The organism is Mycoplasma sp. Pen4 (assembly GCF_014352955.1).
GTDB lineage: Bacteria > Bacillota_I > Bacilli_A > Mycoplasmatales > Metamycoplasmataceae > Mycoplasmopsis.
Genome location: NZ_CP060691.1, coordinates 460,249 through 486,040, shown reverse-complemented (window position 1 = coordinate 486,040; position 25,792 = coordinate 460,249). Strand labels below are relative to the sequence as shown.

The following is a 25,792-nucleotide window of genomic DNA, read 5'->3' as shown; positions in this document are numbered from 1 at the left end:
GGTTTTTTAATTATTGTAGTTCACTAATTTCTTGTTTAATTTTGTTTTTTTCTAAAGTTAATTCTTTCATTTGGTCATTAGAAATAACGGTTATTTGAGTTGTATTACCATTGTATTGTCTTCTTAGTTGTTCGTATTGAACATTAAGATTTCTGTAATCTAAAGTAGCATGCTTGTGTGCTTCTTCTTTTGTATTGAATTCATCGTTAAATTGTTTGATTTCATTATCCACAGCAACAACATCTTCGTAAGTGTTTGGGTTTTTTAATGCTTCAATTTTGTTTGTGATTTCTTCAAGAGAATTTTTGAGATCAAAAATTTCTCTACCTGAATCGGTGATTTCTTGTTCTAGTTGTTTGATTTGCGCTTCTTTTTGTTTTTTAGTTTCTTGAAGCTGTTGTTTTTTGGTTTCAACATCTCTGATGAAAGAAAGTAATTCGTCTTTTTCACGTGTTAAATCATTTAATTCTAATTGTTTAGCATGAACTTCTGAATCAGAATCATCTTTACCTTGTGATTTTAGCGTTCTAATCTCATCCTCAAGATCTACAATATTCGCTTCAAGACGCTGTGATTCTTGTGTTTTATTTGCAATTACATAACCGTAATTTTCAATGCTTCCTTCATAACCTGAAACTTCAGGTCTAAGCGCTTGAATTTGTGTTTCTTTTGTTTTTGTTTCTTCTTCAAGTGTGGTTATACGTTTTTCAGAACTGATTTTTTGAGCTTCAATTTGAATTCTTTCTTGTTTTAAACCATCAACTAATTTATCCTTTTTTCCCCGTAAAATTTCTAAACGTGATGATATTTCTTCAAATGCGGTTCTTGTTTCTTGTTCTTTTGTCTTTGCTGCTTCAATTTGTGGTTGAAGTGTTTTAATTTGTTCTTCAATTGACTTGTTTTCTTTTGTTAATCTTGCTGTTTCATTAAGTGTTTTTTCTATTTTGCTATCAATTTGCTTTAATTTCGCAGCTAGTTCTTGTAACTTTCTTTGGTTTGGATTTGTTGTATCATTTTTGTCATTTTTTGAATAATCAAAATTTTGATTACATGATACTGCAAAAAAAGTTGTTGCACTAAATGCACTAACTGCTAAAAATATTGAGTATTTTTTGATTGTTTTTAACATTTTATGCTCCTGTTATTGATATTATATACAATTTTCATATAAATTTATTTATATGAAAAAATAAAATATAATTTAAGTATGAAAAGAAAAATAAAAACAGTTATTTTACCATCTATGATCGTTCCAATTTCGCTTTCAGTTGGTATTTTAACTTCATGTGCTCGATTAAATGAAACAAATGATGAAGTTGAAATGAACAACAAAGCTAAACTTTCAGATGAGATAAAAAAATATGAACAAAAATTTAATCAACTTAAAAACAACTATCCTCAAACACCAGAAAATTTAGATGCAGAAAAAGTGTTTGATCAATTAATTACTCGTTATTATTTTGAGCTTTCAAATAATGAGATTGAAAAAACAAGTGATTACGTAGAATATGCTATTTATTTAATAAAAAATAAATTTCAAGAGTTACAGCAACAATTAGAAAATAATAGTGTTTCTACAAGCAAACCAATCGGTTATATACCAACAGAGATTCCAAAAATCAATAACGGTAAAGAAACTGAACCAAAGACTCCGACTAATCCTGTAGAACCCGAACCTCAACCAGAACCAAATCCAAGTGGAACTGATAATGCTTCAGGAACAGACACAAGTGAACCACAACCAGATTCAAACTTTGGAACAAGTAATTCAGATCAAGGTTCAAGTTCTACATCAGGAAATGATGCAATGCAACCACAACCAGACCCGGATTCTAATCCAGGGGGGGGCAATACCGAACAACCACAACTACCTACAATTCAACCACCGAGAATACCTTTTATACCTATGATACCGGATCAAAATGAAATAATTAAAAAGAACAATTCATACGCATCATATGCAAGTATGTACAATGATTCTGTAGTGAATCCAAATGATCTTTATAGTGAAATTTATGACCGTACATTCTCAATTATTCCAGCAAACGCTTATGCCAATGATCCGCAATCATTATTAGCTTTCCAAGGGACAGGATGATTGTTAGACTATCATAAAGTTGATGACAATAACTATAAATTGTTTATCGCTACAAACATGCACATAATTGGACAATATGGTAATGATTCAAGTGATGAAAAATTAAACACACTTGGTTATGTAAATCAAAACAATACAGTTGCAAGTGGTTTTGCTTTGGGGAAAGCAATAAAACCAACTGATTTCTCACCATTGCCTAATAACTATAATTATGTACAACCAAATGCACGTGGTGCAGGTGTAAAATACTATGCTAATAATCAAAGACTAACAAGCCGTGATTATAGAAATGGTGCTATTACAACTATGACACAGGCATTTTCAACACCAAGAGTTATATTTGCCGGTGTAGATTTTATGGATGATGAAACATACAATCAATATAAAGATAATATCAATGAAGTATGAGAATCATATAAACAAAGACAAAGAGAAGAAATCGAAAGATTAAAGAGATTAAGAGAAACTGAAGCAGCTAGTGAAATAGAAACATTTATTAACACTCAATATGATAAAATTCCATTCTATACAGATTTTGGAGTTTTAGAAATGGATGTTAATTTAGCGAACGCTGATGATACTTTACGTGGTTGAATTTTAGATGCAATACATGCGGTTGATAAATATGTTGCAAGAATGTCTAACCGTGACGCGAAATTACCAAATTACACAAATTCAACTAATTCAATGTTCCCTACACTTGATATGCTTTCAAAAGGTAAAGAATTATCTCAAAACAATCCAGCATATGAATTTGGTTTATCAAACGCAAAGAATGTTTATGTTGCTGGTTATCCAAGTCAAAACAATGGCTCAAAACGCACTGTATTCATGCAAAACAATCCAATAGAACGTGATCAAGATATAGTTACTCCTTTCTACAATAGAAGAGGAACTAAAGTACCAAATAGTCAATATTTTGGATATTCAACAAATGATGTTGAAAGTAGAATGGATAATGGAAACTTAAGTATTTATAGTAGTTTATGAAATAGACCTTTCATTGATAACTATGGTTTTAACTATAATATTAAATTTTCATCTCTTTTCTATGGAGCAAGTGGTTCAGTAGTCTACAATGAATTCGGAGAAATTATTGGTATTTATAGCTTAATTAGATCAAATGCAAGTTTTGGTGATTTATTAGATGTATCAGGATTTACTCCTTTACTTCAAACAGCAGATATTAATGTAATATTTGATCCAAGTAAGAAAATCTATGGCTACAATTTAATTGATAAAACAGGATTTACACATCAAACACATTCATACCGTTCAAACCTTTCAATTTTATATCCTAATGGTTTTGATGGTAACGGAAACAGAAAAACAGCACTATTCCCTAATGGGTTTTAACAGCTTGCTGTTTTTTTCTACCAATTCATTTTATTTAAATAAATTTGCAAATAAAATATAATTGTTTTAATCAAAATTAAACTTCATTTAAAACAAAAAGGAGCCTTATGAAGAAAGAATTAGTAAAAATTGGTTTTACAAATAAAACTTACAAAACTGATAAGAATCATATGTTTCAAGAAAAGATATTCAATAAATTTAATCATAAAATTGATTATACATTGCTTGAAAATTTTGATTTTGTACCTGAATTAATTAATGAAACAGAAAACACATTAGAATATCAATGAATCGATACAAAACCACTTGAGTTCTCTGAAGATGTTTTAATTCAAATTGCTGATAATTTTAAAACTCTCCATGATTCTAAATTGAAATTTCCACCAACGAATGTTGCAGCAAGAGTTAGAGAATATAGAAAAGTTTTACAAGATAAAGGAATTAAAATAGACGCAATTAATGATAACTTTAAACGTATTAATTCAATTCTTAAAAATTCTGAAAATAATAGACCCTTACACAATGATTTATACAAAGATAATATTCTTTTAGATAAGAATGGTAAGGTGTTCTTTATTGATTGAGAATATGCATCAATGGGTGATAAGCACTTTGATCTCGCCTACTTTATTTGTGGTTCATTTTTAACACCAAAACAAGAAAAAATCTTTTTAGATAGATATGATACTTATTGAGAAGAATATTTAATTCAACAAAAAATTCTTGTTTACTATTTAACAATTCTTTGAGTTAATGCACAAGATGTTAAACACTTCGATGATGCTCCATTGATTCAAAAATTAAATGAAACAATTGAATTATTTAATTACAAAAAAGAAACAAAAACATTCCGTGATTAATTGCTCAATGATTAAATAATAGAAAAAATAAAAAAATAGCACTTAGTGGCTATTTTTTGTTATGGTGGCATTGAATTGATGGTATAATATTTTTGACTTGTGGCAGTACTCAAGAGGCTGAAGAGGTCGCCCTGCTAAGGCGATAGGGGAGGCAACTCCCGCGGAGGTTCAAATCCTCTCTGCCACGCCATTTGATTTAATATCACCAAGCTTACTCTAAATGAGTAAGTTTTTTTGTTCAACTTTAATAAAAAAATAGCAATTTAATGCTATTAATTTTGATCTGTTCATTCAAATTGGAAACCATAAATTGAAACTTCATCTCCAACTTCAATACCTCTACGAACAAGTTCTTCTCACACGCCCATTTTCTTAAGAATGTTATTAAAACGAACTAAATTGTCAAAAGTATTAATTGGAATTTTGTTATATAACTCTTCAATTTTCTTTCCATGAATTTCTCAATAACCTTTATATGGATTATCAATTATATAATCTGGTTCATATTCAATAACTTTTACTTCATCTTTGTCATCATCATCAATTGTTTGAATATCGTTTGTTTCAATTGCTTTTCATAATGCTGCTTTAACAGGGTCTAAGTTTTCTCTTAATACAGCACAAATTGGAATAACTTCAATATCTGGGTATTTTGCTTTAAACTCTTTGAAATGATTATCAAAAGATTCTAAATCTGATTTATTTGCAATAACAATTTGTGGTTTATTTTCTAATTTAAGGTTGTAAGATTTAAGTTCATTGTTAATAACTTCATAATCTTCAATTGGATTTTTTTCTTCTGAACCAAAGTCAATTATGTGAGCAATAACACGACAACGTTCAATGTGTTTTAAGAATTGAATTCCAAGACCTTTTCCTAAAGCTGCCCCCTTAATTAAACCAGGTAAATCTGCAACTGTGAATGAATTATCATGATACTCAACCATTCCTAATTGAGGAACTAATGTGGTGAATTCATATTCAGCGACTTTTGCTTTAGCATTTGAAACTGCATTTAAGAATGTAGATTTACCTGCAGAAGGTTTACCAACAACGCCGACATCTGAAAGAATTTTAAGCACAATGTGAGCTTCAAATTTTTCACCAGGCATACCGTTTTCGCAAATTCTTGGCGCAGTGTTTTTAGATGTTTTGAATTTATTATTTCCACGGCCACCTTTTCCACCTTTAGCAATTAAGTATGGAATGTTTGGTTCGATAACATCGGCGATTAATTTTTTATCATTGTATACAAGTGTTCCTACGGGTACTTTGATGATTGTATCTGCGGCATTTGCACCATAAAGGTTTTTTGGACCACCTTTGACTCCGTCTGCAGCAACGATGTGTTTGTTTTTGTAAAATGCAAGAAGTGTATTTTTACCTTCGTCTCCAACGAAATAGATGTTTCCACCACGTCCACCATCGCCACCATCGGGACCACCTTTATCAACGTGAGCTTCTCTACGGAATGAAATCATTCCGTCACCACCCTTACCGGCTTGAATGCTTACTTTTACTTCATCTATGAATTTTGCCATAATTCCTCCTTTTAAATATGTAATATTTAATTTTCATAATCTTACCATAAAAAAGCACTATTTTTGCAAAATAAAATAGAGCATAAGCTCTATTTTAGAATAAGTAATCATTAACACCAGAAAATGTTTGTTCATCTGGATTGTTTATATTTCAATAACCTGAGTTAATTTTACGTTCAATGCTTCTTTGACGTTTGTATTCAATTTTTGCTCATATTCATGAACAGATAAAAATTGATGAATAAACTCCGATTGTTATTCCGAATAACATAACTACATTAAATGTAAAGTTTGTTGCATTGTGGAATGAAAGTAAAACTAAGATAGCTGTAATTGTAGTTCCTGATGTATATAAACTACGTTTTAATGTTTCAGCAATAGATGAATTAACTATGTGAGTAATATCATCTTTTGAAAGTATTTTTGCTGGATATTTTGTATGAATTGTTTCTCTGATTTTGTCAAATGTAACAACTGTATCATTAATACTTAATCCAAGGATTGAAAGTAATGCTGCAACTATGATTGGTGAGACTTGTAATCTGCTGATTACAATGAATGCAATAACCATTAAGAAGTCGTGTAATAAACCAATGATTGCCGCAATTGAGTATGTTCAATTCATTCTAACAAGTAAGTATAGAACAATTCCAATAAAACTAATTGAAGTAGCTATAATTGCATTTAATACTAATTTGTGAGCTTCTGATGTTGAAACTAAGTAATCGATAATGTTTAAACTTAATGATGGAGCAGTTGTTTCTGCAATTTGTTTAATTGCTTCCATTTGAGCTTTTGCTTGAACAGAGAAGTCTTGTTGTGTTCTAATAACAACTGATCAATTCTCTAATGTTGCTTCACCAGAACTTAATGAAACAAGGTAAACAACATCATTAAAGTTTTCTATTTTAATCGGTAATTGACCGTTGTTATTTGCTTTTTCAAGTGCTTGTAGTATTTCACTTGCTTGAGCTTTTGTCATATTAGATATTGCGTCTGGTCTAATAGCAATATTAATACCACCTGAAAATTCAATTGAACGATTAAATCCTGCTCATAATTCTTTATTTGAAGCAGATATTGATGTAAAGACAATAATTCCAATAAGAATGAAAATTATCGACCCTAAAGCAAATCATTTTGCTTGTTTTAGATAGTTGTTTTTATCAACTAAAATTCCTAATTTTGTTTTGTGATTTATATATCTTTTTCTAATTCCTAGTAATCAAAGTCTATTTTCAAATAATCCCGAACTAACTAATAAAGTTGCTAAGAATCTTGAAAATACTAACATTACTAGTAATGTAAATAGAACTGATAAAACTAAAGTAACACTAAATCCTCTTACATCTTTTGTGCCAAAGTAGAAAAGTATGAAACCAACAATAATTGTTGTTAAATTGGCATCGATGATGGATGATAGTGATAATCTATTGGCATTTCTGTATGATTTCTTAAGTGCTTCTCCTTCGTATATGTGTCTTTTTAGACGTTCATATGTAATAACGTTAGCATCAACCGAAATACCAATTCCAATGATTAATGCGGCTATAGTTGCTGGTGAGTATTCACCTCTAAGCGCTGTAAAGATAAGTAATGTTAAGAATACATAAAGTGCAATTGAAATTGTACTTAATGCACCTAATAATCCATAGTTAACGATCATGAATAATGAAATTAAACTAAAGATTACAATACCTGCGATCATTGCATAGTAGAATGCATCGTTTTGTAATGATTGATCAATGTATGCACTAGAAATGATGTCAAGATCATAATTACTAATACCATAGTTAATTTTTCCGGCTAATTCTGCTGCTTTAGCAGGTGTGAAATTACCAGAAATTTGAATTTTATCACCTGTTAAGGCTCCATTTACTTGTGCATCACTAATTAAGTAATTAGATGCGTTAAATTCTTTTTCTTTTAATACACTTGGTTTAAATTCTGGTTGACCTAGTGCATTAGTTGTTTGAACAAATGCTTTATTCCCAACGTGAATGAAATTTCATAAGTTTTGTCCTGATGCATCTCAATCAGTTGTATATTTTGTTTTGGCAAGTTCTAATAGTTTTTCAATGTTTAATCACATTAAAATTCTATTTTGTCCTTGTGGTTGTTCAGAAATATATTTTGTAGCTTCTGTTCATTGAACTGCACCACCTGGTTTAAGTGATAATTCAACTGCTGGTTGTCCGTTTGAAGGATTTGTTATAACATTGGCTGAATCTATCTCGATTGGTGGTATTCAATTTGAAGCATTACCTTTTTCTAAACTTCCATCTGCTACGAATTTTCCATCATAGAAGATTGGTTGAATATTTGTATTAGTGAGTGTTAAGATTGGTTTATTTGTAATTGTGTCAATAAACTCATTTTTCTCTTTTTCAGATATCTTTCCACTTTTGGTAATACGAATTTTTCCATCACCCTCACTTGAGACCGAGATTCCGTTAATAGAAACCCCACCAGTTAAACGCTCAGTTAAAGATTTGTTAACTATCTCAGTGAGTTTTGGATCTGCTACCTTTCCGTCTTTTTTAACTTGTAATAGAACTTCAATCCCACCACCATAATCGATTGATTTATTAACGTTGTTTCCAATGTAGTAGACACTACCAAAAACAATTGCTAATAAAGCAGAAATTATAGTTATGAAACTGATTATTGCTCGTTTTCAATTATTTAATTTAAAAAACTGTGCTATCTTATTTTTCATATAAACAATTTTAACAAAATACAATTAAAAGTAAAGGAAAACGAGAAACTCTAATATTTACATATTAGACTTGATTATTGTGTTAAATGACTTTGTGAATTATTATTTTTCGAAATAGTGAGAAACTCTTCAATAAATAGGTTTTTATTTGCATTGCTTAAGCTTTCATAAAAACTTCTAATCATTTCATTTTCATCTCAAATTTTATCGTTCTTTAACGAATAAAATTCCTTTTGAGTCTCTCTCATAGTTTTAAAAATAGTATCAGTGTATGATTTTGAGTATTTTTGTTCTAAAATAGAACGTAACAATTTATTCTCATAAACAAAATCATAAGGGGGAAGGAAAATAATGTAGGTTTTACATTTTTAAATATTATATCAAAATTAGCACCTGTTTGCAAAAAATGCAAAATTAACTAGAATGTGGAACATACTTTATTAAAGGTTGTAATTAAACCTACACATCATTATAAATGATGTGTATTTTCTTATTTACTCTTTAATGCGTCATGTACTACATGTTGTATTGAATATATTCTATTCATTAGTGCGTCATTTACTATGACTAATTGAATATACTCTGTTATATAAAGCAATACCTGCTATTTATTGCTAACCCCCTAATTTGAAATAATCAGGGATGATATTAAAGACAAGAGCAATATATTTATTCTAAATATATTTATCGCGCATAATGCACGCGTGATACCACAATTCCTTAAATATTCAAATTAATTATTTCAATAATGATTGTAATTTATCTCATTTCAAAGAATTGGTTCATAAGTGATTTCTGCTGTTTCCCTGATTTCATTAACTAGTGATTTAAAATTCAAGAAGTTGCATTTATCACTTTTATTGATATTGATTAAATTAAATATTGTATTTAATGAAAATGTTGAATATCTCTTTTTGTATAATGATTTAAATAAACTCACAGATGATTCTGACTGTGCTGTAATGTTATTTACATTGAATTTTAAGTCTTTGCAATTGTTATTTATGAATTTCAAGAATGCTTTTATGTTATTTTTTGTGTTCTTATTGTTAAATTCATAAGTTAATAGTTGTAGCAATTTGTCTATGAATTCATCTTTGTTTTCAATTGAATTTTGCAATCATTTCCATACTGGTTGATTATCAATTAAGAGTTTTTCTTTAACATCATTCTTAATGATAAATATTGGTTTTTTGAATATGAAATTGAAATGTTTAATAAAGTGAAAGTGATCATAAATATGTTCTGCATTCAATAATTTTGCTAAATTTTTGAAGTAAACTGCACCATCACTTAAAAGGTATAATTTGGTGTTTGTGTCTATAACATAGTACTTTTGAATAATAGTCATTATTAATTCTGCTCTTGATTTGTTTGTAAGCTTCTCTTTGTCTTGTGAAGTGTATGTTTCATATGTATAAATTGGACTTTCATTTTTATCAGAGAATATTTTTATGATCTTACTATTTGTTTTGCTGATCTTATTATTTCCCCTTGCTTTACCATAACAATCATCAATTGAGATATAAATTGTATTTGCATATTGTTTTTTTATCTCTATATTGCTTGTTTGGTTAAATAAGTCATATTTGTTTGCATAATATTTACATAAATTTCAACTGATCTTAACAAATTTGTTTCTGATTAAACCACAGTATTGATAAAAACTATCAATAACTAGTTTGGTATCATAAGTTCTATGAAATAGATGTATATATTTTTCTGGATAATATCTCTTGAAGTGCTTTTTACCATTAATATAGTAGTAATACTCATAAATTACAAATTCATATACATTGTTATTTTGTCCTATTATCTTTCTTACTATTCTTTTGTTAATATTTAGTTTTTGTTCCCTTCTTTCATCTGAGTTTTTGAACTTTTCAGATAATTCTGTTATCTCATCACAAGATAATTTGTTAATGTATTCTATTTCTTTTATATTTCTTTCATTCATATTCAAATTTTACTAAATAAACCTTAAAATAAGTGCTGTTCCACATTTTGTGAAACTATTTTCACATAAATAAGATTAAAAAATGCATAAGAATTAATAATCTTATGCATGTGATATTAAGTTATTCTCCTGTTGTTGTTTCAGGTTTTAATCAAAGTCTGTTGAAGTGATTTGATTCAATATCTTTTGATGTAATATTGTAAATTAAAAGTAAATTCTTATCTTTTTGAATATATTTATGGTTATTTTCATTAGAATCTGGTGCTGCTGAAACAATTTTAACAATAGAATTTTCAAGGAAGTTTTTAACTTTTTGTCTTGCCACCATTAATTTAGCATCATCATTTGCATCTTTCGGTAGTGTTTCAATTGCTCCAAATACTGGTTTATAGAATTCATTAAATAATGCTGTTTTAAATTCTAGTGCAGTTTCTGCTTCATCTTGTGTTGAATATAGTTTAGAGTTAATGAATTTAAATTCATCTTTACCATTTAAAATGTAATTTAAAGGCATTAAAAACTTGTTGTATAGATTTATACCAAAAGTATAAATTGCACGCTGATTTGAAGGTTGTAAGTAGTCTTTACGACCATGTAATGCTATTTCATATGAATCAGGTCATTCATCATAGAAGAAGTATTTTTTACCATCTTCATTAATGTAGTTTAAATAGATAGTTGGGTCAATTACATTAGAAACTGCTCCAATTAATGCTGATAAAAGCGATCTGAAACCTCTTGTATAATTGTTTTTAGCATAGAATTCTTGTAATTTTGTGTTTGTTTGATCATCTAATAACTCAATAAAGGTTTTTGTTTGGTCTTTTTTAAGCATTGAGAGCACTATTTTGAAGTCTACATAGTGTTTTAATAGTGTAAGACCTTTACTCATTACATTTGAGTTTAAAATGGCCTTAAATGGTGCTAAAACAAGTGTTGAATTGTAAAATAGCATTGGAGATCATTCTTTTGTTTCTGTTTGATATTCCTGTGGGAATACACCAATATAATTTCTGTTATCTATTTTTGTTAATGATGAATAAGGGTATTTATAGTTGTATCATTTATTAACATAAAGATAATCAGAAGGTGCAACTCCTGGAACTGGATCAAGTGAAAGTAATCTTCTTTCTCTTGAACTATCACTTGGACTTATTTTAACTCTATCTTGTATGAAGTGTCTATCTTGTCTTTCATAGAAGTTTCTTGAAACTTTATACATATCATAATATGAAATTCTTTTATAACTTCCTTCTTCTTCTGTTAAGTCAGCATCTCTATATTTATGTCAGTTTGCAGCACGATCTGAGACATCTTTTTTGATTTCTGTCTCTTTGCTATCACGTTCTAATGGAACAATTCCATGATACATTGAAGCATAAGCTGAAGTAAATGTATAGAAATCACCAAATACTTGAATAATTGTGTCTAAGTCATATGTTCTAGCATTAACTCATTCTATACCTAATCTAGTTCTTGGTGGTTCAATGTTTATAGTTTCATAACTACTTTGTCCTGATTTTAATTTAAGTAATCTTTTTTGAATGGTTTCAACACTATTTGGTAAGTTATCTGCTTGTAATATGTAATCATAATATTTGCTAATTCCTGAATAATATCAAATAGTAGGTGCATGTTTTAAGATGAACTTCCATGTTTCTTGTGGTGTTGGGGGTTCAGCGGGTATAATATGTGCTAAAAATGTACCAGCAGCATGAAATGCTTGAGGATTTACATCAAATTGATTTGCTGATGTATAAATACTATTGAAATTGTTAATTACATCAATTGGGTTTACCTGATTTGTTGTGTTTGAATTTGGTTCAGGTGGTGTTGAAGGTGTCTCCTTTTTTGTTTCTGGGGGTGTTGAAGGTGATTTGGGGTCTTGTTTATCTTTTGGTTCTTTTCTATATTTTAAAAAGTACTTATTAAGTGTTTCACAAGACACTGATATCAATGGAAGAAGCACAACAGGTGCTCCTAAACTGATAAATTTTAATCATTTTTTATTTCTTTTCATAATATAAATTATATTAAATTCAAAGGAATTGTGAGTTTTTCCAGTTTCAATTTCCACATTTTAAACATCATTCACTTTACAAATTACATAGATTTCATTTTACATTTTGCATAAGCTTTGACTTTATGTTTTCCATATTTTTTGGTTATTAATTATAAAAAGATAAAATTTATTTATAAGAAAGAAGTTAATATGAAACCAAAGATGAAAAACAAAATTATCATCACTATTAATTCAGGTTGAACTACACCTGAAGAATTAGATGAAAGATTAGAAAGAGAAAAAAGAGAAAGACCAGAAGAATATGCTGCATTTGTTGATTTAATGCAAAGATTATCAAAAATGTAATTTAAAATAATTATTTAACTAAGTATTTAATATAAGATGGATCCTTTTTCACTAAGCATAATCCATCTTTTTTTTATGAATTTTTAATATAAACAATAAATGTCTTTTATGCTACAATACTTATGTGTGATTGAGAAATCAATAAGTAGCACATTATACTTGCTAGCATCGCCACACATTAATAAAATAAGGTTGCTATATTTTAAGGTGGGGGGGGTTATTGTGAACCATAACCCATCATTTTTTTTATAAAATTTTGGAAATTACAAACTGAATTTAGATTAAAAAAACAACATTTTAATGTTGCATTTGTCTTATTTGATAATTCCTTAATTTAAAAACCTTTTTAATTTATATAACTGAGATGTTTTTGTGGAAATGATATCAGAAATTAATAAATCAAGATATAAAAATAATGATACAATATTTATGTGTGAATTAGTAGTGTTTTAAAACATGAAAATTAAATGGAACAACCTGTTTGCAAGCATCGCCACACATTAATAAAATAAGGTTGCATTGCATCAAGTATGGGGTGCTGTTGTTAGCAATATACACTCATCATTTTTTATAATATATTAAGATATAAATTTAAATATATAAAAGAATACTCACTACATAAATGTGTAGTGAGTTTATTTTTAATGCTATTTCTTAGAGTTTTTCATCATTTTGAATGGTTTCTGTTTCTGCTTGAATTATTCCATCAAAATTTTGAATTGGTGTTTTTTCTCTTAATGAATCCAGAACATATAATGCTGTCTTTTTCATTGTTCTAAAAATTCTATTTAAGGTCATCTCACTTAGTTTTAATTCAAGTAATTTATTATAGTCTTCATTTACTATTGCTTTGCATAAATCAATTAAATCATTATCTCTAAGTATTGTTAGTGCTTTGTATGGTGAGATGTCTTTTGGTTGAGTTAATTGCTGAAACATTATGTTTTCATTAAATGTTCTGAAACCATATATGTCCTTTTGAATTTCAGTAATATATACTTTTTGTTTCTCTCATGGTATAAAATGTTCTGAATTAATTACATTAATTACATAACCAACATTATTAACATCCATTGTAATTTTGTTGTGTTTTGATGGAAATACTGTTCCTTTGTAGTATATTTTCATGTTTTTCCTTTATTTAAAGTAGGTTTTATTTAAAACTTCAATTTCATTTTCAATTTGTTTAATTGTTTTTGCATTTTCTGGGTTATTTTCCTTTTGAATTGCAATTAATTTCTTTGTTAATTTACGTTTCTTTTTGATTATTTTCAATTGTAAGAATAAATAGATTATTGATACAAAAGAAAAGATTGTAGCAATTGTAATAATACTTATCACAATAACAATTTGTGCTGTATCAAATAGGTATCAACTATTAACTAAGTCAATGATTGAATATGGTATAAACATCATAAAAATTGCACCTACAATTCATAACCAAAAGAATTTCATTCTCATAGGTTTTTTTCATTTATTCATTAGAATACCTTTACCTTTCTTTGTCTTTTATTTAGTGTAAATACTGTTGCTATTCCACCTGATAGCATTATTATTCCAAGTACAACAGATGAAATTCATATAATCCTTTCTTTTGCTGCTTCTTCCTGCTTTTTGAATGGATTAAAATCTTTGCTAGTGTAAAAATCTATTGTAAAGTTATTCCCACCTGTTAATATAGTTGAGTTTTTCTTTGCTCTAAAATTAATTAGTTTGGTATTTTCATAGTAATCTTTACCATTAATTAATTTATGTTTCTCTTTTTTGATGATAACTTTGAAAAACTCATCATCAAATTTAGGTAGTTCAATTTGATTGATAATTTCTGACTTTATTTTTTCATCAAAATTAAATACTTCAACAATATTTTTCACAATTTCTTTAACAATTTCAACTTTAATATCATCTAAATATTCATTATTTATAAAAAACTGAATATTTTTAAACTTATATTTTGATAAGTCAATTTTGTTAGCTAAATGAATCGGGTCTTTATCACCACCATTTGGTGTTTCCGCATCATTGTTTTTTTCTTTTGTCCCTTTATCATTGGGGTTTTGGTTATTTTCATTGCCGTTTCCAGCGTCATTATTATTGGTGTTTGAGTGATTATCATCACCATTATTTATTCCACTATCACCATTTTTTCCTGAATTTCCATTAGCTGTTTCTTCATCTTCTTCATCATCACCATTGGTATTTGTTGTACTAGAATCATCTGTAAAATCATCATCTGGTGCAGTTTTAAATGTGTTATCATTTAAACTTTCTGGATCAATATTACTAAAAACATAAATTGGTAAATTACAAGTACCAGTTATTGATCTAAATGGTGAAACAAAGTTGGTTGATGTTTTTAATAGGTAGAAACTTTCATTTAAACTTGTTTCCTTATTAAAAATACCTTCTTTTAATGTTTCTCTATCTTGTCCCTGATATTTATTTGTGAGTTTTAAACCATCATAAATACCTTGTATTATGTTATCAATGGTAGCATTTGGGAAAAAGTGTGAAAATAGTTTTATGCTTTCAACTTTATTTTTGCTTATTTTTAATGCTTGTTGATCTAAAAAACTTCATAAGTAATATAAAATTTTCTTTCTATGACTATTTTTAAGTTTTTTAGCATATTCTAATCACTCTTTAAATTTGTCTAATGAATTATTTAAAAACCTAAATTTATCTGGTTGCAGTGAAATTTTGTTGTATTCTCTTATTTTTGCACGAAAGAAATCATTTATTTTTTCTCAGGTAAATAAATTATTTTCATCACTTAAAATAATCTTAAATGGTTTCATATCAGAAAGTAATTCTGATAATGTTCCATCATAAATTGTCTTTCTATGGTTAGAAATAGTGAAACTCTTTCTTGCTTTTGGTACTCAGTACTTAAAAATTCTTTCTAATACTTCATAATTTTTCATTGCTTCTTGATATTCAACTTTGAATTCAGGTGTTTTGAATTGGTTGATTAATTCAGGTTTAGGTAAATTAAAGTTAGGTAAATTGGTTTTATTACTATTAGCATTTATTTTGCTCTTATTAGCAAAGATATATTTAAGTTGTTCTATTAATATATCATCTCTGTTTATTGCATTTAAAGGCCTTAAAACAAGGTTTTTAAGCAATGTTTTAACCCCTTCATCTTTTATTTCATCATCTGATAAATATTTTGTGTATTCATCAGTTGTTAAAAGACTTAAATTATCATTGATATTTTGTATGTAAAAGTCTCTTAAATAGTTAAGGTTAAAGTTATATGACTTGTTATCAATATATGTATTCATTACAAAGTTATTAAACAATGCAGGATCATTCAATTTTGCAACAAGTTCATCTCTGGTTAAATTATCATATGATAAGTTCTTAATGCTTTTTAAAAATGCAAATGGGTTTGAGAAGTTTGGTAGTTCTAAATCAATTCTTGAATCAGATTGATAAAACACCATATTTTCATTTTCTACTTCAATTTCATTATTAAGATAAATATAAATACTCTTTGCTGTTAAATTAATTTCTGGTTTTAATGCATTAATAATATCTCTAAGTTGAATGTCCTTGGTTCCAAGGTGTATTTCTGTTGTATCAAATGCATTTTGTTGATATGTTTCACCATTAATTGTTATGTTTAAGATGTTCTCTTTAATATAATCAACAATTTCCTTCAAACCAGTTTCATTGTTTCAATCATTAAAAGTTTTGTTTTCCAAAAACTCTTTAATTTTACCTTTATCAATTTCTACTTTTATAGGTCATTTAACCTTATAACCAAGTGCTGAAAGGAATGGTGTTAAATCAACAGTATGATTATTTCTATTCATATTAAATCTAATAACAGTTTGGTTTGGATCTAGATTATATTTGAATGAAAAGTCATATGTATAAATGCTTTCATTTGGTTGTCTTACTTCAATATTTTTATCATTAACATTATTTAAATATTCAAAAGTTTCTGGTTTTAATATTTCATTTGAAATAGGTTCAGATGAAAAATAACTATAAATATTCTTAACTTCCTTGTTGTTTTGAATTTTTGTTTCTAGAAATTGCTTAAATAATTCTAAAAATTCATTAAGTTCTGGTTTTGATGATAAGTTATTAGGTGTTAAATTCCTTAAAACACTCCTTAAAGGAGTAGATAAATTTCAATTATCTATTGGTAATTCACTATTTGTTTGCTCCTTGAATAATGGCTGATCTCTTAAAATAAGCTTATTGTTTTTAATCAACTCATCAAAGAAGAATTCTCTTAATAATTCTGATGTGTTTAACTCTTTAAAATTAACATTAAAGACTACATTATTGTAGAATAAGAAGTTTTCATATTCAATTACTAAGTCTGAATAACTCATACTTTCAATATCTAATGACTTATTTTTTGTATATTCTCTAAAAGGAGTAAGGAATTTTGAATTTGCTAAATTATTTACTAATTTTGCATTTCTTAATTCATTAAATGCTTTATCTAGAATGTTTTGCTGTTCTCTTTGCTTGAATTTTTGGTTTGTTTGGTAAATTAAATAATATTTAGTTAGTCCTGTTTTTTGTGTTGCACTTAAAAGATATCAACCATTTGCTCTTGGACTTGTAAAATATAATATCTTTTCACTTTCATTAGGTAATGAAAATTTAGAATTCCTTATTTTACTATCATTTAATTCACTTAAATTATTCCCTAAGTAAAAACCATCAATTCTATCAAAACCTTCTCCAAAATTGAGAACTAAACCATTATCAGCAAAGATTGTTTTTGCTATGATGGAATTCCTTTCTTCTGCAAAGTATTCTGAAAGTTTGTTTTCTTCTAATTTTGTAATTGTAGGTCATAAATTTAGGTCTTGAATGTGTTTGTAAAAAGAACTATTTAAAGTCCAGATTTGTTCGTATGTACCTGTTTTAGCATTAATTTTAGGGTCATAATCAGGGTTTGGTATTAAATTACCATCTACATCTTGAATTTCCTTGAAATTAGCATCAATTATGTATGGATTTATCTTTTGTGCTTGATTTAAATTAACTGCTGGATCTCAACTATGCAATTTAAATTCAATCTCATCAAAAACTGTATTTACTTTTGCTGATTTAAACAAGTCTTCAGTAATGGTGTAAATTTTAAAATTATCTCTATTAATTTCACCATTCTCTTCTCTATGATATACCTTAACTTGTATCTTTAATTTCTTATCATTTGGTAAAACATTATATGTAAAACCTGTTAATGAAACTGGTATTACTTTATCATTGATAAGCAATTCTTCATTTCTTTTAACACTTAATGGTAGGTTTATAACTGCTTGTGAGAAAAATGTTATTGATGGTTGTTCTAACTGTGAGATTTGATATTGATCTGATGGTTTTTCACCACCTGAAACTTGATCATCACTTTTAGGAGCAAGAACATTCAGTGAAAATATCTTTTGTAATGATGTTTCATTATTCACTATTTTTGGTACATTAATAGTTAATCTTTCTCATCAATTGGTATCATAGTATGAGTAATTAGGTACTAAATGAACTCTTACACCACTTTCATTATTGTAATAATTGTATTTAACAATAACTTCTGGTTCCTTCTGGAACTTGAATTCAAAATTTGCTGTTCCAAAAGTCTCTTTTAGAATTTCATATATTTTTAATTGATTAACATTTTTACCAAAATTAGAAACATAATCAACAAATGCATCATAATCTACCTGAAAGTATCATTCATTATTGATTTTATTAAGTCCCCTTGCATTAAAGAATTGATTAAATGCATATTCTTTCATATCTGCTTCATCAATGTAGTTTATTGTTGTAGTGAATTCTAGGTTTCTAAGTTTTCTTTCTCTTGCACTAGGTGTAATTCATAAACTATTAGGTAAAGGTCTTTCAACCTTCATTGTTATAGGATTATTAGATTGCACTAAATATTGATTTTGTTTATGTCTGTATGCTGTTTTTAGATTATTGTATAAGTTTAATTTGTAGAAACTATTAAGCATAGCATCTTTTAAATCATGTACTTCATCATTTTGTAGAAAACTAAAATTTTCAGATCCATCAGAAGTAATTACTAATCCACCTGATGGATAAAAAGGTCTTATTGAAGGTCAAAACTCATTGTTTTGAATGGTAATTGTTGCATTTTCTGGTGTATTATTTCTGCTTCAATCTGGGTTTGTTTGCTTTGAAAATAACTTTCATTGATTATTTGCGGAATTTTGTTTATAACTATATGTTAGGTATTTTGGTATATATGATGAAGTGAATTTGTTGTTTGTCTCATTGAAATTTACACTAAATGCTGTTGCTCTGATTTGTTCTGATCTTATTTTTTCAGATAATTCTGGAATATTACTTAAATTTAATGCTTTTTTAAGTTTATTATTAGCAACATTGAAAATGTCTTGGTTGGAAACATCATAAAACTTTAAGTTTCCTTTGAAATTAAGTCAAAAACTATCAAAAGATAATACTTCTGCATTATCATTCAATAATGAATATATTTTGTCTCTTTCTTCATCTAAATCAAAATACCTTGGATTTACAAAGTCAATCTCATTACTTGTATTAATGTATGGTGTAGCATCTGTGTTTTCAGTTGAAATATGATTTTCATTAATTAACTTATATTCATTTTCTCTTGGTCCTAAAATAACATTTTCAGGAAAAGCATCATGAAACATTTTTAACAAACTATCATAAGTAAAATCTTTTGTAAATTCTATATCATCAGGTGTTTTAGGACTAAATGTATCAGTTGGAACATATGAAATTGTACTGATAGCTGTTATTATAGGAATTTGTAATAATGAAGTTAAAATTAACTTTTTGTTTTTCATTTTTACTCCTTAAAATTAGTAAATTTCTTTTATTTTTAAATAAAAAACTACTTGCATAGTTTCTTATTTTCTTACCTTTTAAAAACGCTTTCCTTGGATATTTTTAGGATTATCCTTAAATTCTCTATATCAGCAATCTAATAAATCCTTTTCAATAGCAAATCTAAGTGAGTTTTTGATTTCATCAAAATTTTCAAAGAGTGTATAAATTGCTTCATCAATACCATCAGTAATTACACAAACTGCTAAATAGTTATTTTTAAGTATTTCATCTGTGTATTCTTTGAATAATGTGTTTTTATATTCTAATAACTCAGAACTTTTACCTTTTCTTTTGATATCTTTATCAATTAAGTTTCAGATAGTTTCTTTATACTCTGGTTTTGTGAATACAATATATTTGCTAGTTGTGCTATGGAATAATTTATTGTAAAAATTGACTATTCTCACTTTTTTAAGTTTTTTGAGTGGCGTACATAAAGTTTTACAAACTATTGCTAAATTTTTATGTGTTAAATTCACTTTTTGTGTATTCAATAATCAATATACAGTATCAAAAACAACTTTATTATGTTTTCTAGCATACTTCATTGTTTGATAAATATTATGTTTTCTATGATTACAACATGGAATTTGCTGGTTTTTAATTCATGTTTCAGTATCTTTTTTTAAACTTGTTTTACTCATTTTTTTCTATCTAATATGCTAATAATGTAATCTTCAGTAATTTCATTAAGTTTCTCTTTAAATAATTCATCTAATTTTTTTGAATTAATAATCTCAATTTTGTTTATTGAATCATTAATTGAAAGAAAATCATTTGTAGAAAGATCTTTAATTTCACTAACTAAGTTAATATATTGACTTTCTAAACCTTTTTCTTTCAGATCAATATTTATTAAACTTTGTAATTCATCAAATGTAAATACTCTCTCTGAAATATCTTGTGCTTTGTTTTCTAAATAAGCAAGTTTTCAATCATCATCTTGTTTTTTCAAAAATATTGAATATTTTCAGATTTCTTGATAAATTTCTCTTAACTTTTCAGGATTATTTATAGAAGGTCATAATAAATTTGCAATATTTTCATTTGAATGACCTTTAAAATTGCTTTTAAAGAAACTTAAAACATTGAGTAATAATTTTCTATCACTTGTATCAATATTGTTCTCTATTGCTTCAAAAACAGCATTTTCATTCATATTTATTTTGAAATGTTTTATAAAGGTTTTTAGTTCATCTTTTAATTCTTTTTCTAATTCCACATTTACTCCTTGAACTGATTTTTAATCAGTTTCACTTTCGTCTTCAAAATCATCTTCAAATTCTATAAGTTCTTTAACATCTGATAAAACTTTTTCAACTACTTCTTTTGCAAAAGGATTACTATTTACTCCCTTTTTAATAAAGTAATAACCTAGTTTTATATCATCATACGTATAAATATGTGAGACTTGTTCTTTGTTAATTTTTGTAATTCTTGGTTCTCCATATGTTGAATGATATATTTGATTAATTTGATAAACATCATATTCACCATTATTAAGCATTTTTCCTTGCATTTCAATAAAACACATTCTTTTTGCTAGATATGCTTTTTCAACCTGCAATGTTTCTTTTTTAACTGATCTTGTGTATCCATATCTACTATCATAATATTTGGTATCTTTTGTTAAAAGGTGTTCTAAAAGTTTAAATCTATTTATTTCAAAATCTGATCTATCAGGTGAGTGATCAGTTTTAATTCAATCACCATTTTTGTTCTTTAAATGATAATAGTTAGTTTCTCTATCTAATGAAAAGTATCATTCACCTGTTTTAATTTTGTTTTGATAATAAATATGATCTACTTTTTTATCATAAGGTAAGTTTTCCACTCTTTCACCATTTAGTAATCTCAAACTGTAAAAAAATGTTTCTGAATTCATTCATTCTCCTTTTAAAATATTTAAATTAAATGTTTCTGATTACTTTAATTAAGTTTTCTTTAAATGCAACTAGGAAACTTAAAAATTCCTGATTTTTAGAATATAAAGATAAATTAGATTCAAACATTGCTATTTCCTTGTTGTATTCTGTTAATAATTCATCTTTCAACTCTGAATCAGATAACTTTTTAAATAAAGCTGTTATTTCAAATTTAAGAGACTTAGTGTATTTCTCTATAATTGTGAAATCTTTAAAGAATAAGTCTTTTTCTAAATTGTTGTAATTTGCTTTAATCTGGTAGTGTTTCTTTTCAGTTAAAAGCATTAAACATTCACCTGTTTTAGCATTTGAAATGAATTTTAGATCTTGATCTGTTAAAGTTTGGTTGGTTTCATATAATGCTTTAATTGAATCAATATCAAGTTGCTTACAATTAAAGAAAAATGAATATTGAATATTTCCAAGTATTTTTGCTGCATTTTGTGAAATATCATTTACATTTTGAGTTGCTAAAACAATAGAACCATTATATTTACGAATTGTTTTGGTTGTATCAATAATAAACTCTCTAATTACTGGTGTGTTATCTTTTAAAGCAAAGTGTGCTTCATCAATAAAAAGAATTGTATTATTTTTTGAATTATTGATTGAGTTCATATAAATTTTTGTGTTAATGATATTCAATAGTAAATAAATTTGTGCTTGTGCTGAACCTTGATTTTGTTGTGCTAGCAGTTTTTTAACATTAAATACAATAAACTTGTTGTCTAAATTGATGTTTGATGGTTTATTAAAGATGTTTTTATTAGAAATTTGTTCTTGGAAAAAGAATTTAAACTCTTTAACAAGTTTAATTAATGGTTTTTGGTAAATTTCTTTCTCTAATTCATTGTTGAATTGAGTGTTTTCCAGTTCTTTAATAAAGTCATCAATAATAGGTCAATTTTTCTGTCTTTTAAGATCTTTAATTGTTTTTTGGTGATAAAAATTTCATTTAATATAAAGAGTTTTTAAAGCAGTTTTGATTAGAATTTTCTCTGTATTAGAAATGCTCTCAAAAAGAATTTGGAATCATTTTGAAACAAAGTCAATGTGATTATCAATTATGTTAAATACAGTGGTATTATCACTATTTACTTTGTTTATTTGGATTTCAAGTGGATTAATAATTGTTTTAGAGTCATTTTTTATATCAATATACTGACCTGAAACATTTTTACATAAATCAACATATTCATCTTGTGGATCAATGATGATAATTTGTGATTTTGCATAATGCATATAATTTAAAAGTTTCATACTGAAAGTGGATTTACCACTACCTGATGTTCCAATAATAATTGCATTACTATTTCTCCTGTACCCATCTCTATGGAATAGATCAAAGAATACTGGGGAACCATCATTCTTTTGGGTTCCTAAAATAAAGTTATTATGATCATTCAATAATTCTAAATTTCAAGGTCAACCAAAAGCAATTAATTCTGGTAATGCTTGAATTGAGGTGTTTAAGAAATCTGTTGGGGGAATTTGTGATTGATTTCAACATTTAAACTGTTCGAAATTAAATTTTCCCAACTTAATGTTTTCTTTTTTAGCATTTGATTCATTTACTTTTTCAATTTCATTTAAATCATTTTCTTTTAATGCTGTATTTAATAGATAAACCCCAACATCTAATAGTGGTTTTGTTTGATTTTTAACAATGTTTTCAGTCAATTGATTAAAAATTTCATACTCATACTGGTTTTTCTTATCTCTTAAAAAGTGTTGTGTTCTTTCATAAGCTTGTGCTCCAATTTTTCTGTTGGAACTTTCAAGAAGTTTTTCTGCAACAGTTTGTGATAAAGGACTAATGCTGATAAAAACATTTGAATCACTATCATAAATAGTATTAAGTCAACCATTATCTACTTCATAATCAAATTCTTTTATTCCTTGCATAGAGTGGTATTTATCATTTACCTTAAAGTTATTTGAAGAAAACTCAATAGAGTTTATGTCTAATATTTCTCTAATATTTACTCTATCTGTTCTTGCATTTAATGTTTTTAATTCAATTTCTGGTTGTGATTTATCAAGATCATAGAAATTACTATAAAAAAGCAATGTTTGAATTTGATCTTGTTCTTCAATTAAGAAATTAACATTCTCAAAAGCAGTTTTAACATTTTGGGTGTTTTCAATTAATGCAGTTTCACTTTCACCATAAACTAAAATGTAATAGACTTGGTATTTTTGGTTTTCAAACAACTCTAAATCACTTTTTAAAGCATTTAAATAAATTTGTGATTTCTTGTCTTTGAATTTTTTAAGTGCTTCATCAGCATAGAATATATTTTCCTTAAAATCATTTTTACTGTTAATTTTAATGATGTTAATTGGCGTTTTGATAGTACTAATGCCTTTTGTTAGCTCTTCTAAAAGTTGTTCTTGGTTGTATTTATCATATTTAAAAATGGAATTACCATGCAATTTCAATAATCTAGCATAAAATTCTTTATTTTTGCTTAGTTTGTTTGTAGCAAGAACTCCATCATTATCTATTTCAGTGAATACCATTAAGTCATTTATCTCATCATCTTTAAATTTCTTTTTAGATGATTCATACTTAATTCAAATTCAAAGCATTTGATAAACCTTATATGATGTATCTTTAACTGTTAAAAACAACGACATAATCAGTGGTATAAACATTACTGAAATTAATACTCTATATGCAATGTTTAAATGTGGGAAACCAAAGAAACAAATTATAAAGTCAGATAAAGCAAAAATCAGAAATACAATCATATCAAACCAAGACATATTTCTAAAAATTTTGAATTGGTTTCTTTTTAGTGGTTTTGCTTGTAGCATCTATTTCACCTTATCTCCTTCTTGCAACTTGTTAAATATCTTAATAAATCAAGGTTTAAGAGCATTGTTAATTGCTTGTTCTGCTGTTTTTTCCTTACTCATAGTGTTTTTAGCATTTCTAGCACTTGTTTTTGCTCTTACACCTAAATCATTATTTCTTTTTAATGTGTTTTTTTCATAGCTAATTGTTTTGTTAGCTTCAGCTTTGGTTTCTTTTGTATTTGCTGTGTTATTTGCTGTTTTGTTCTTGTTGCGTCTTAGTCTGATTGATGATTCAGCAAACTGATCTAGATTAAAGAAATACATTAATCTGGTTATCATACCATTAATTCCATAAGTCATACCTAAGATGATTGCAATTGATAAAATTGATGTAGTTCATTCACCAGAAAGTGCTGTTGAATTATCACCTAAAATCTCATCAATCAATGATGGTACTTGTTCAAAAGTAGTTTGAAGCAACATAATGTATAAGAGAAGACAAATTAATATAATGAAAATACTTAATACACTCTCTGTGAATTTAGCAAATCATTTCTTTAATGTTTCTCCTGCATCATTAGTCCCTTGTGTTATAGCAACTGGTAATCATAAGAAATAAACAAATTCATAAGCAATTGCTTTGATAACACGTATAAAAAGTCCAAAGATCACAACTACAATTGCAAAAATTGCAATTGCAAGTTTGATGATAAGTAAAATACCACTACCATCTATGTAAAATCATTCATTATAACTTAAAGGTTGAAATGTATTTTGCACTTGAATTCATGCTTTGTGTCCTTCTGATGTTTCAGTTCATTTTGGTTCTAATACTTTAAATATGTATTGTGATAGAGATGTATCTTGGTTAAAGATTGAATTTTTAACTAACTGATAAATAATTACAAAAAAGATCATCATTAATCACATTAATATTGGTATTCCAACTACCATTAAAAATGATAATGTCCCACGCTTTATTGATTCTTTGAATAATTGTTGGTTTTCTACATCTTTTCTTGCTTGTATAAATCTATAAAAGACTATACCAACTACAAAGAAAAGACATATCAGTGCAATACCAAAGAACCTTATAAAGAAACCAGTTGAGAAGTTTATTTCATAACCACCAAATAAAATGTAAATTGGTAGTTTTAAAGCAACAAATTCTAGTGTTGTGTAAATGATATGAAGAATTCAACCAGGAAGAAATACAAGTATGTATCACAATCCTGAGAAAATCGCATAACCAATGGAATTAATTAGTCAGGCAAACACTTTTTATACCTAAAATAAGAT

The 25,792-nt window shown here is 27.1% G+C and carries 17 protein-coding genes and 1 tRNA gene; 4 read left to right on the top strand and 14 right to left on the bottom strand.

The window, feature by feature from the left end:
* Nucleotides 1-10: 10 nt before the first annotated feature.
* Nucleotides 11-1,129 (bottom strand): hypothetical protein, encoded by a 1,119-nt coding sequence (locus tag H9M94_RS01750; protein ID WP_187469262.1) that lies wholly within the window; start codon nucleotides 1,127-1,129, stop codon nucleotides 11-13.
* 78 nt (nucleotides 1,130-1,207) lie between these two features.
* Here H9M94_RS01750 and H9M94_RS01745 point away from each other — a divergent pair, with 78 nt between their 5' ends.
* From H9M94_RS01745 to H9M94_RS01735, 3 genes are all read left to right on the top strand, one after another.
* Entirely contained in the window at nucleotides 1,208-3,454 is a 2,247-nt protein-coding gene (locus H9M94_RS01745) for an MIP family Ig-specific serine endopeptidase (protein WP_187469261.1), read from the top strand.
* 107 nt (nucleotides 3,455-3,561) lie between these two features.
* Nucleotides 3,562-4,314 carry a phosphotransferase gene (locus H9M94_RS01740; protein WP_187469260.1) on the top strand — a complete coding sequence of 251 codons (753 nt, stop codon included), beginning with the start codon at nucleotides 3,562-3,564 and terminating at the stop codon, nucleotides 4,312-4,314.
* 99 nt (nucleotides 4,315-4,413) lie between these two features.
* A tRNA-Ser gene (locus tag H9M94_RS01735) sits at nucleotides 4,414-4,504 on the top strand.
* An 82-nt stretch (nucleotides 4,505-4,586) separates the two neighbouring features.
* On the opposite strand, the gene obgE is transcribed toward H9M94_RS01735, so the two are convergent.
* From obgE to H9M94_RS01710, 5 genes are all read right to left on the bottom strand, one after another.
* Nucleotides 4,587-5,855, bottom strand: coding sequence for a GTPase ObgE (obgE, locus tag H9M94_RS01730; RefSeq protein WP_187469259.1), 1,269 nt, complete (start codon nucleotides 5,853-5,855; stop codon nucleotides 4,587-4,589).
* Nucleotides 5,856-5,949: 94 nt separating this feature from the next.
* Nucleotides 5,950-8,574 (bottom strand): protein translocase subunit SecDF, encoded by a 2,625-nt coding sequence (gene secDF / locus H9M94_RS01725; RefSeq protein WP_187469258.1) that lies wholly within the window; start codon nucleotides 8,572-8,574, stop codon nucleotides 5,950-5,952.
* Between the two features lie 74 nt (nucleotides 8,575-8,648).
* The gene (locus tag H9M94_RS01720) at nucleotides 8,649-8,885 is read right to left on the bottom strand and encodes a hypothetical protein (RefSeq protein ID WP_187469257.1); all 237 of its coding nucleotides are present in this window, start codon (nucleotides 8,883-8,885) and stop codon (nucleotides 8,649-8,651) included.
* Between the two features lie 422 nt (nucleotides 8,886-9,307).
* The gene (locus tag H9M94_RS01715) at nucleotides 9,308-10,531 is read right to left on the bottom strand and encodes an Mbov_0401 family ICE element transposase-like protein (protein WP_187469256.1); all 1,224 of its coding nucleotides are present in this window, start codon (nucleotides 10,529-10,531) and stop codon (nucleotides 9,308-9,310) included.
* A gap of 121 nt (nucleotides 10,532-10,652) precedes the next feature.
* On the bottom strand, nucleotides 10,653-12,551 hold the full coding sequence (locus H9M94_RS01710) for a hypothetical protein (RefSeq protein ID WP_187469255.1): 1,899 nt from the start codon (nucleotides 12,549-12,551) through the stop codon (nucleotides 10,653-10,655).
* A gap of 192 nt (nucleotides 12,552-12,743) precedes the next feature.
* Here H9M94_RS01710 and H9M94_RS01705 point away from each other — a divergent pair, with 192 nt between their 5' ends.
* Nucleotides 12,744-12,899, top strand: a complete 156-nt coding sequence (locus tag H9M94_RS01705; protein WP_187469254.1) for a hypothetical protein — start codon at nucleotides 12,744-12,746, stop codon at nucleotides 12,897-12,899.
* A 654-nt stretch (nucleotides 12,900-13,553) separates the two neighbouring features.
* Here the strand turns inward: H9M94_RS01705 and H9M94_RS01700 are convergent.
* The 8 genes from H9M94_RS01700 to H9M94_RS01665 form a co-directional block, all read right to left on the bottom strand.
* Nucleotides 13,554-14,027: a hypothetical protein gene (locus H9M94_RS01700; RefSeq protein WP_187469253.1), complete on the bottom strand. Its 474-nt coding sequence runs from the start codon at nucleotides 14,025-14,027 to the stop codon at nucleotides 13,554-13,556.
* A 9-nt stretch (nucleotides 14,028-14,036) separates the two neighbouring features.
* A complete protein-coding gene (locus H9M94_RS01695; RefSeq protein ID WP_187469252.1) occupies nucleotides 14,037-14,381 on the bottom strand; it encodes a hypothetical protein in 345 nt (114 codons plus the stop codon).
* Nucleotides 14,381-19,723, bottom strand: a complete 5,343-nt coding sequence (locus H9M94_RS01690; protein WP_187469251.1) for a hypothetical protein — start codon at nucleotides 19,721-19,723, stop codon at nucleotides 14,381-14,383. The genes H9M94_RS01695 and H9M94_RS01690 overlap by 1 nt, the downstream gene beginning before the upstream one ends.
* Nucleotides 19,724-19,801: 78 nt before the next feature.
* Complete coding sequence (locus H9M94_RS01685) at nucleotides 19,802-20,410, bottom strand: hypothetical protein (protein WP_187469250.1); 609 nt, start codon at nucleotides 20,408-20,410, stop codon at nucleotides 19,802-19,804.
* A complete protein-coding gene (locus H9M94_RS01680; RefSeq protein WP_187469249.1) occupies nucleotides 20,392-20,988 on the bottom strand; it encodes a hypothetical protein in 597 nt (198 codons plus the stop codon). Before H9M94_RS01680 ends, H9M94_RS01685 begins: the two co-directional genes overlap by 19 nt.
* 21 nt (nucleotides 20,989-21,009) lie before the next feature.
* The gene (locus H9M94_RS01675) at nucleotides 21,010-21,651 is read right to left on the bottom strand and encodes a hypothetical protein (RefSeq protein ID WP_187469248.1); all 642 of its coding nucleotides are present in this window, start codon (nucleotides 21,649-21,651) and stop codon (nucleotides 21,010-21,012) included.
* A 25-nt stretch (nucleotides 21,652-21,676) separates the two neighbouring features.
* Nucleotides 21,677-24,511, bottom strand: coding sequence for an Mbov_0397 family ICE element conjugal transfer ATPase (locus H9M94_RS01670; protein ID WP_187469247.1), 2,835 nt, complete (start codon nucleotides 24,509-24,511; stop codon nucleotides 21,677-21,679).
* A complete protein-coding gene (locus H9M94_RS01665) occupies nucleotides 24,512-25,771 on the bottom strand; it encodes an Mbov_0396 family ICE element transmembrane protein (RefSeq protein ID WP_187469246.1) in 1,260 nt (419 codons plus the stop codon).
* Nucleotides 25,772-25,792 lie beyond the last annotated feature (21 nt).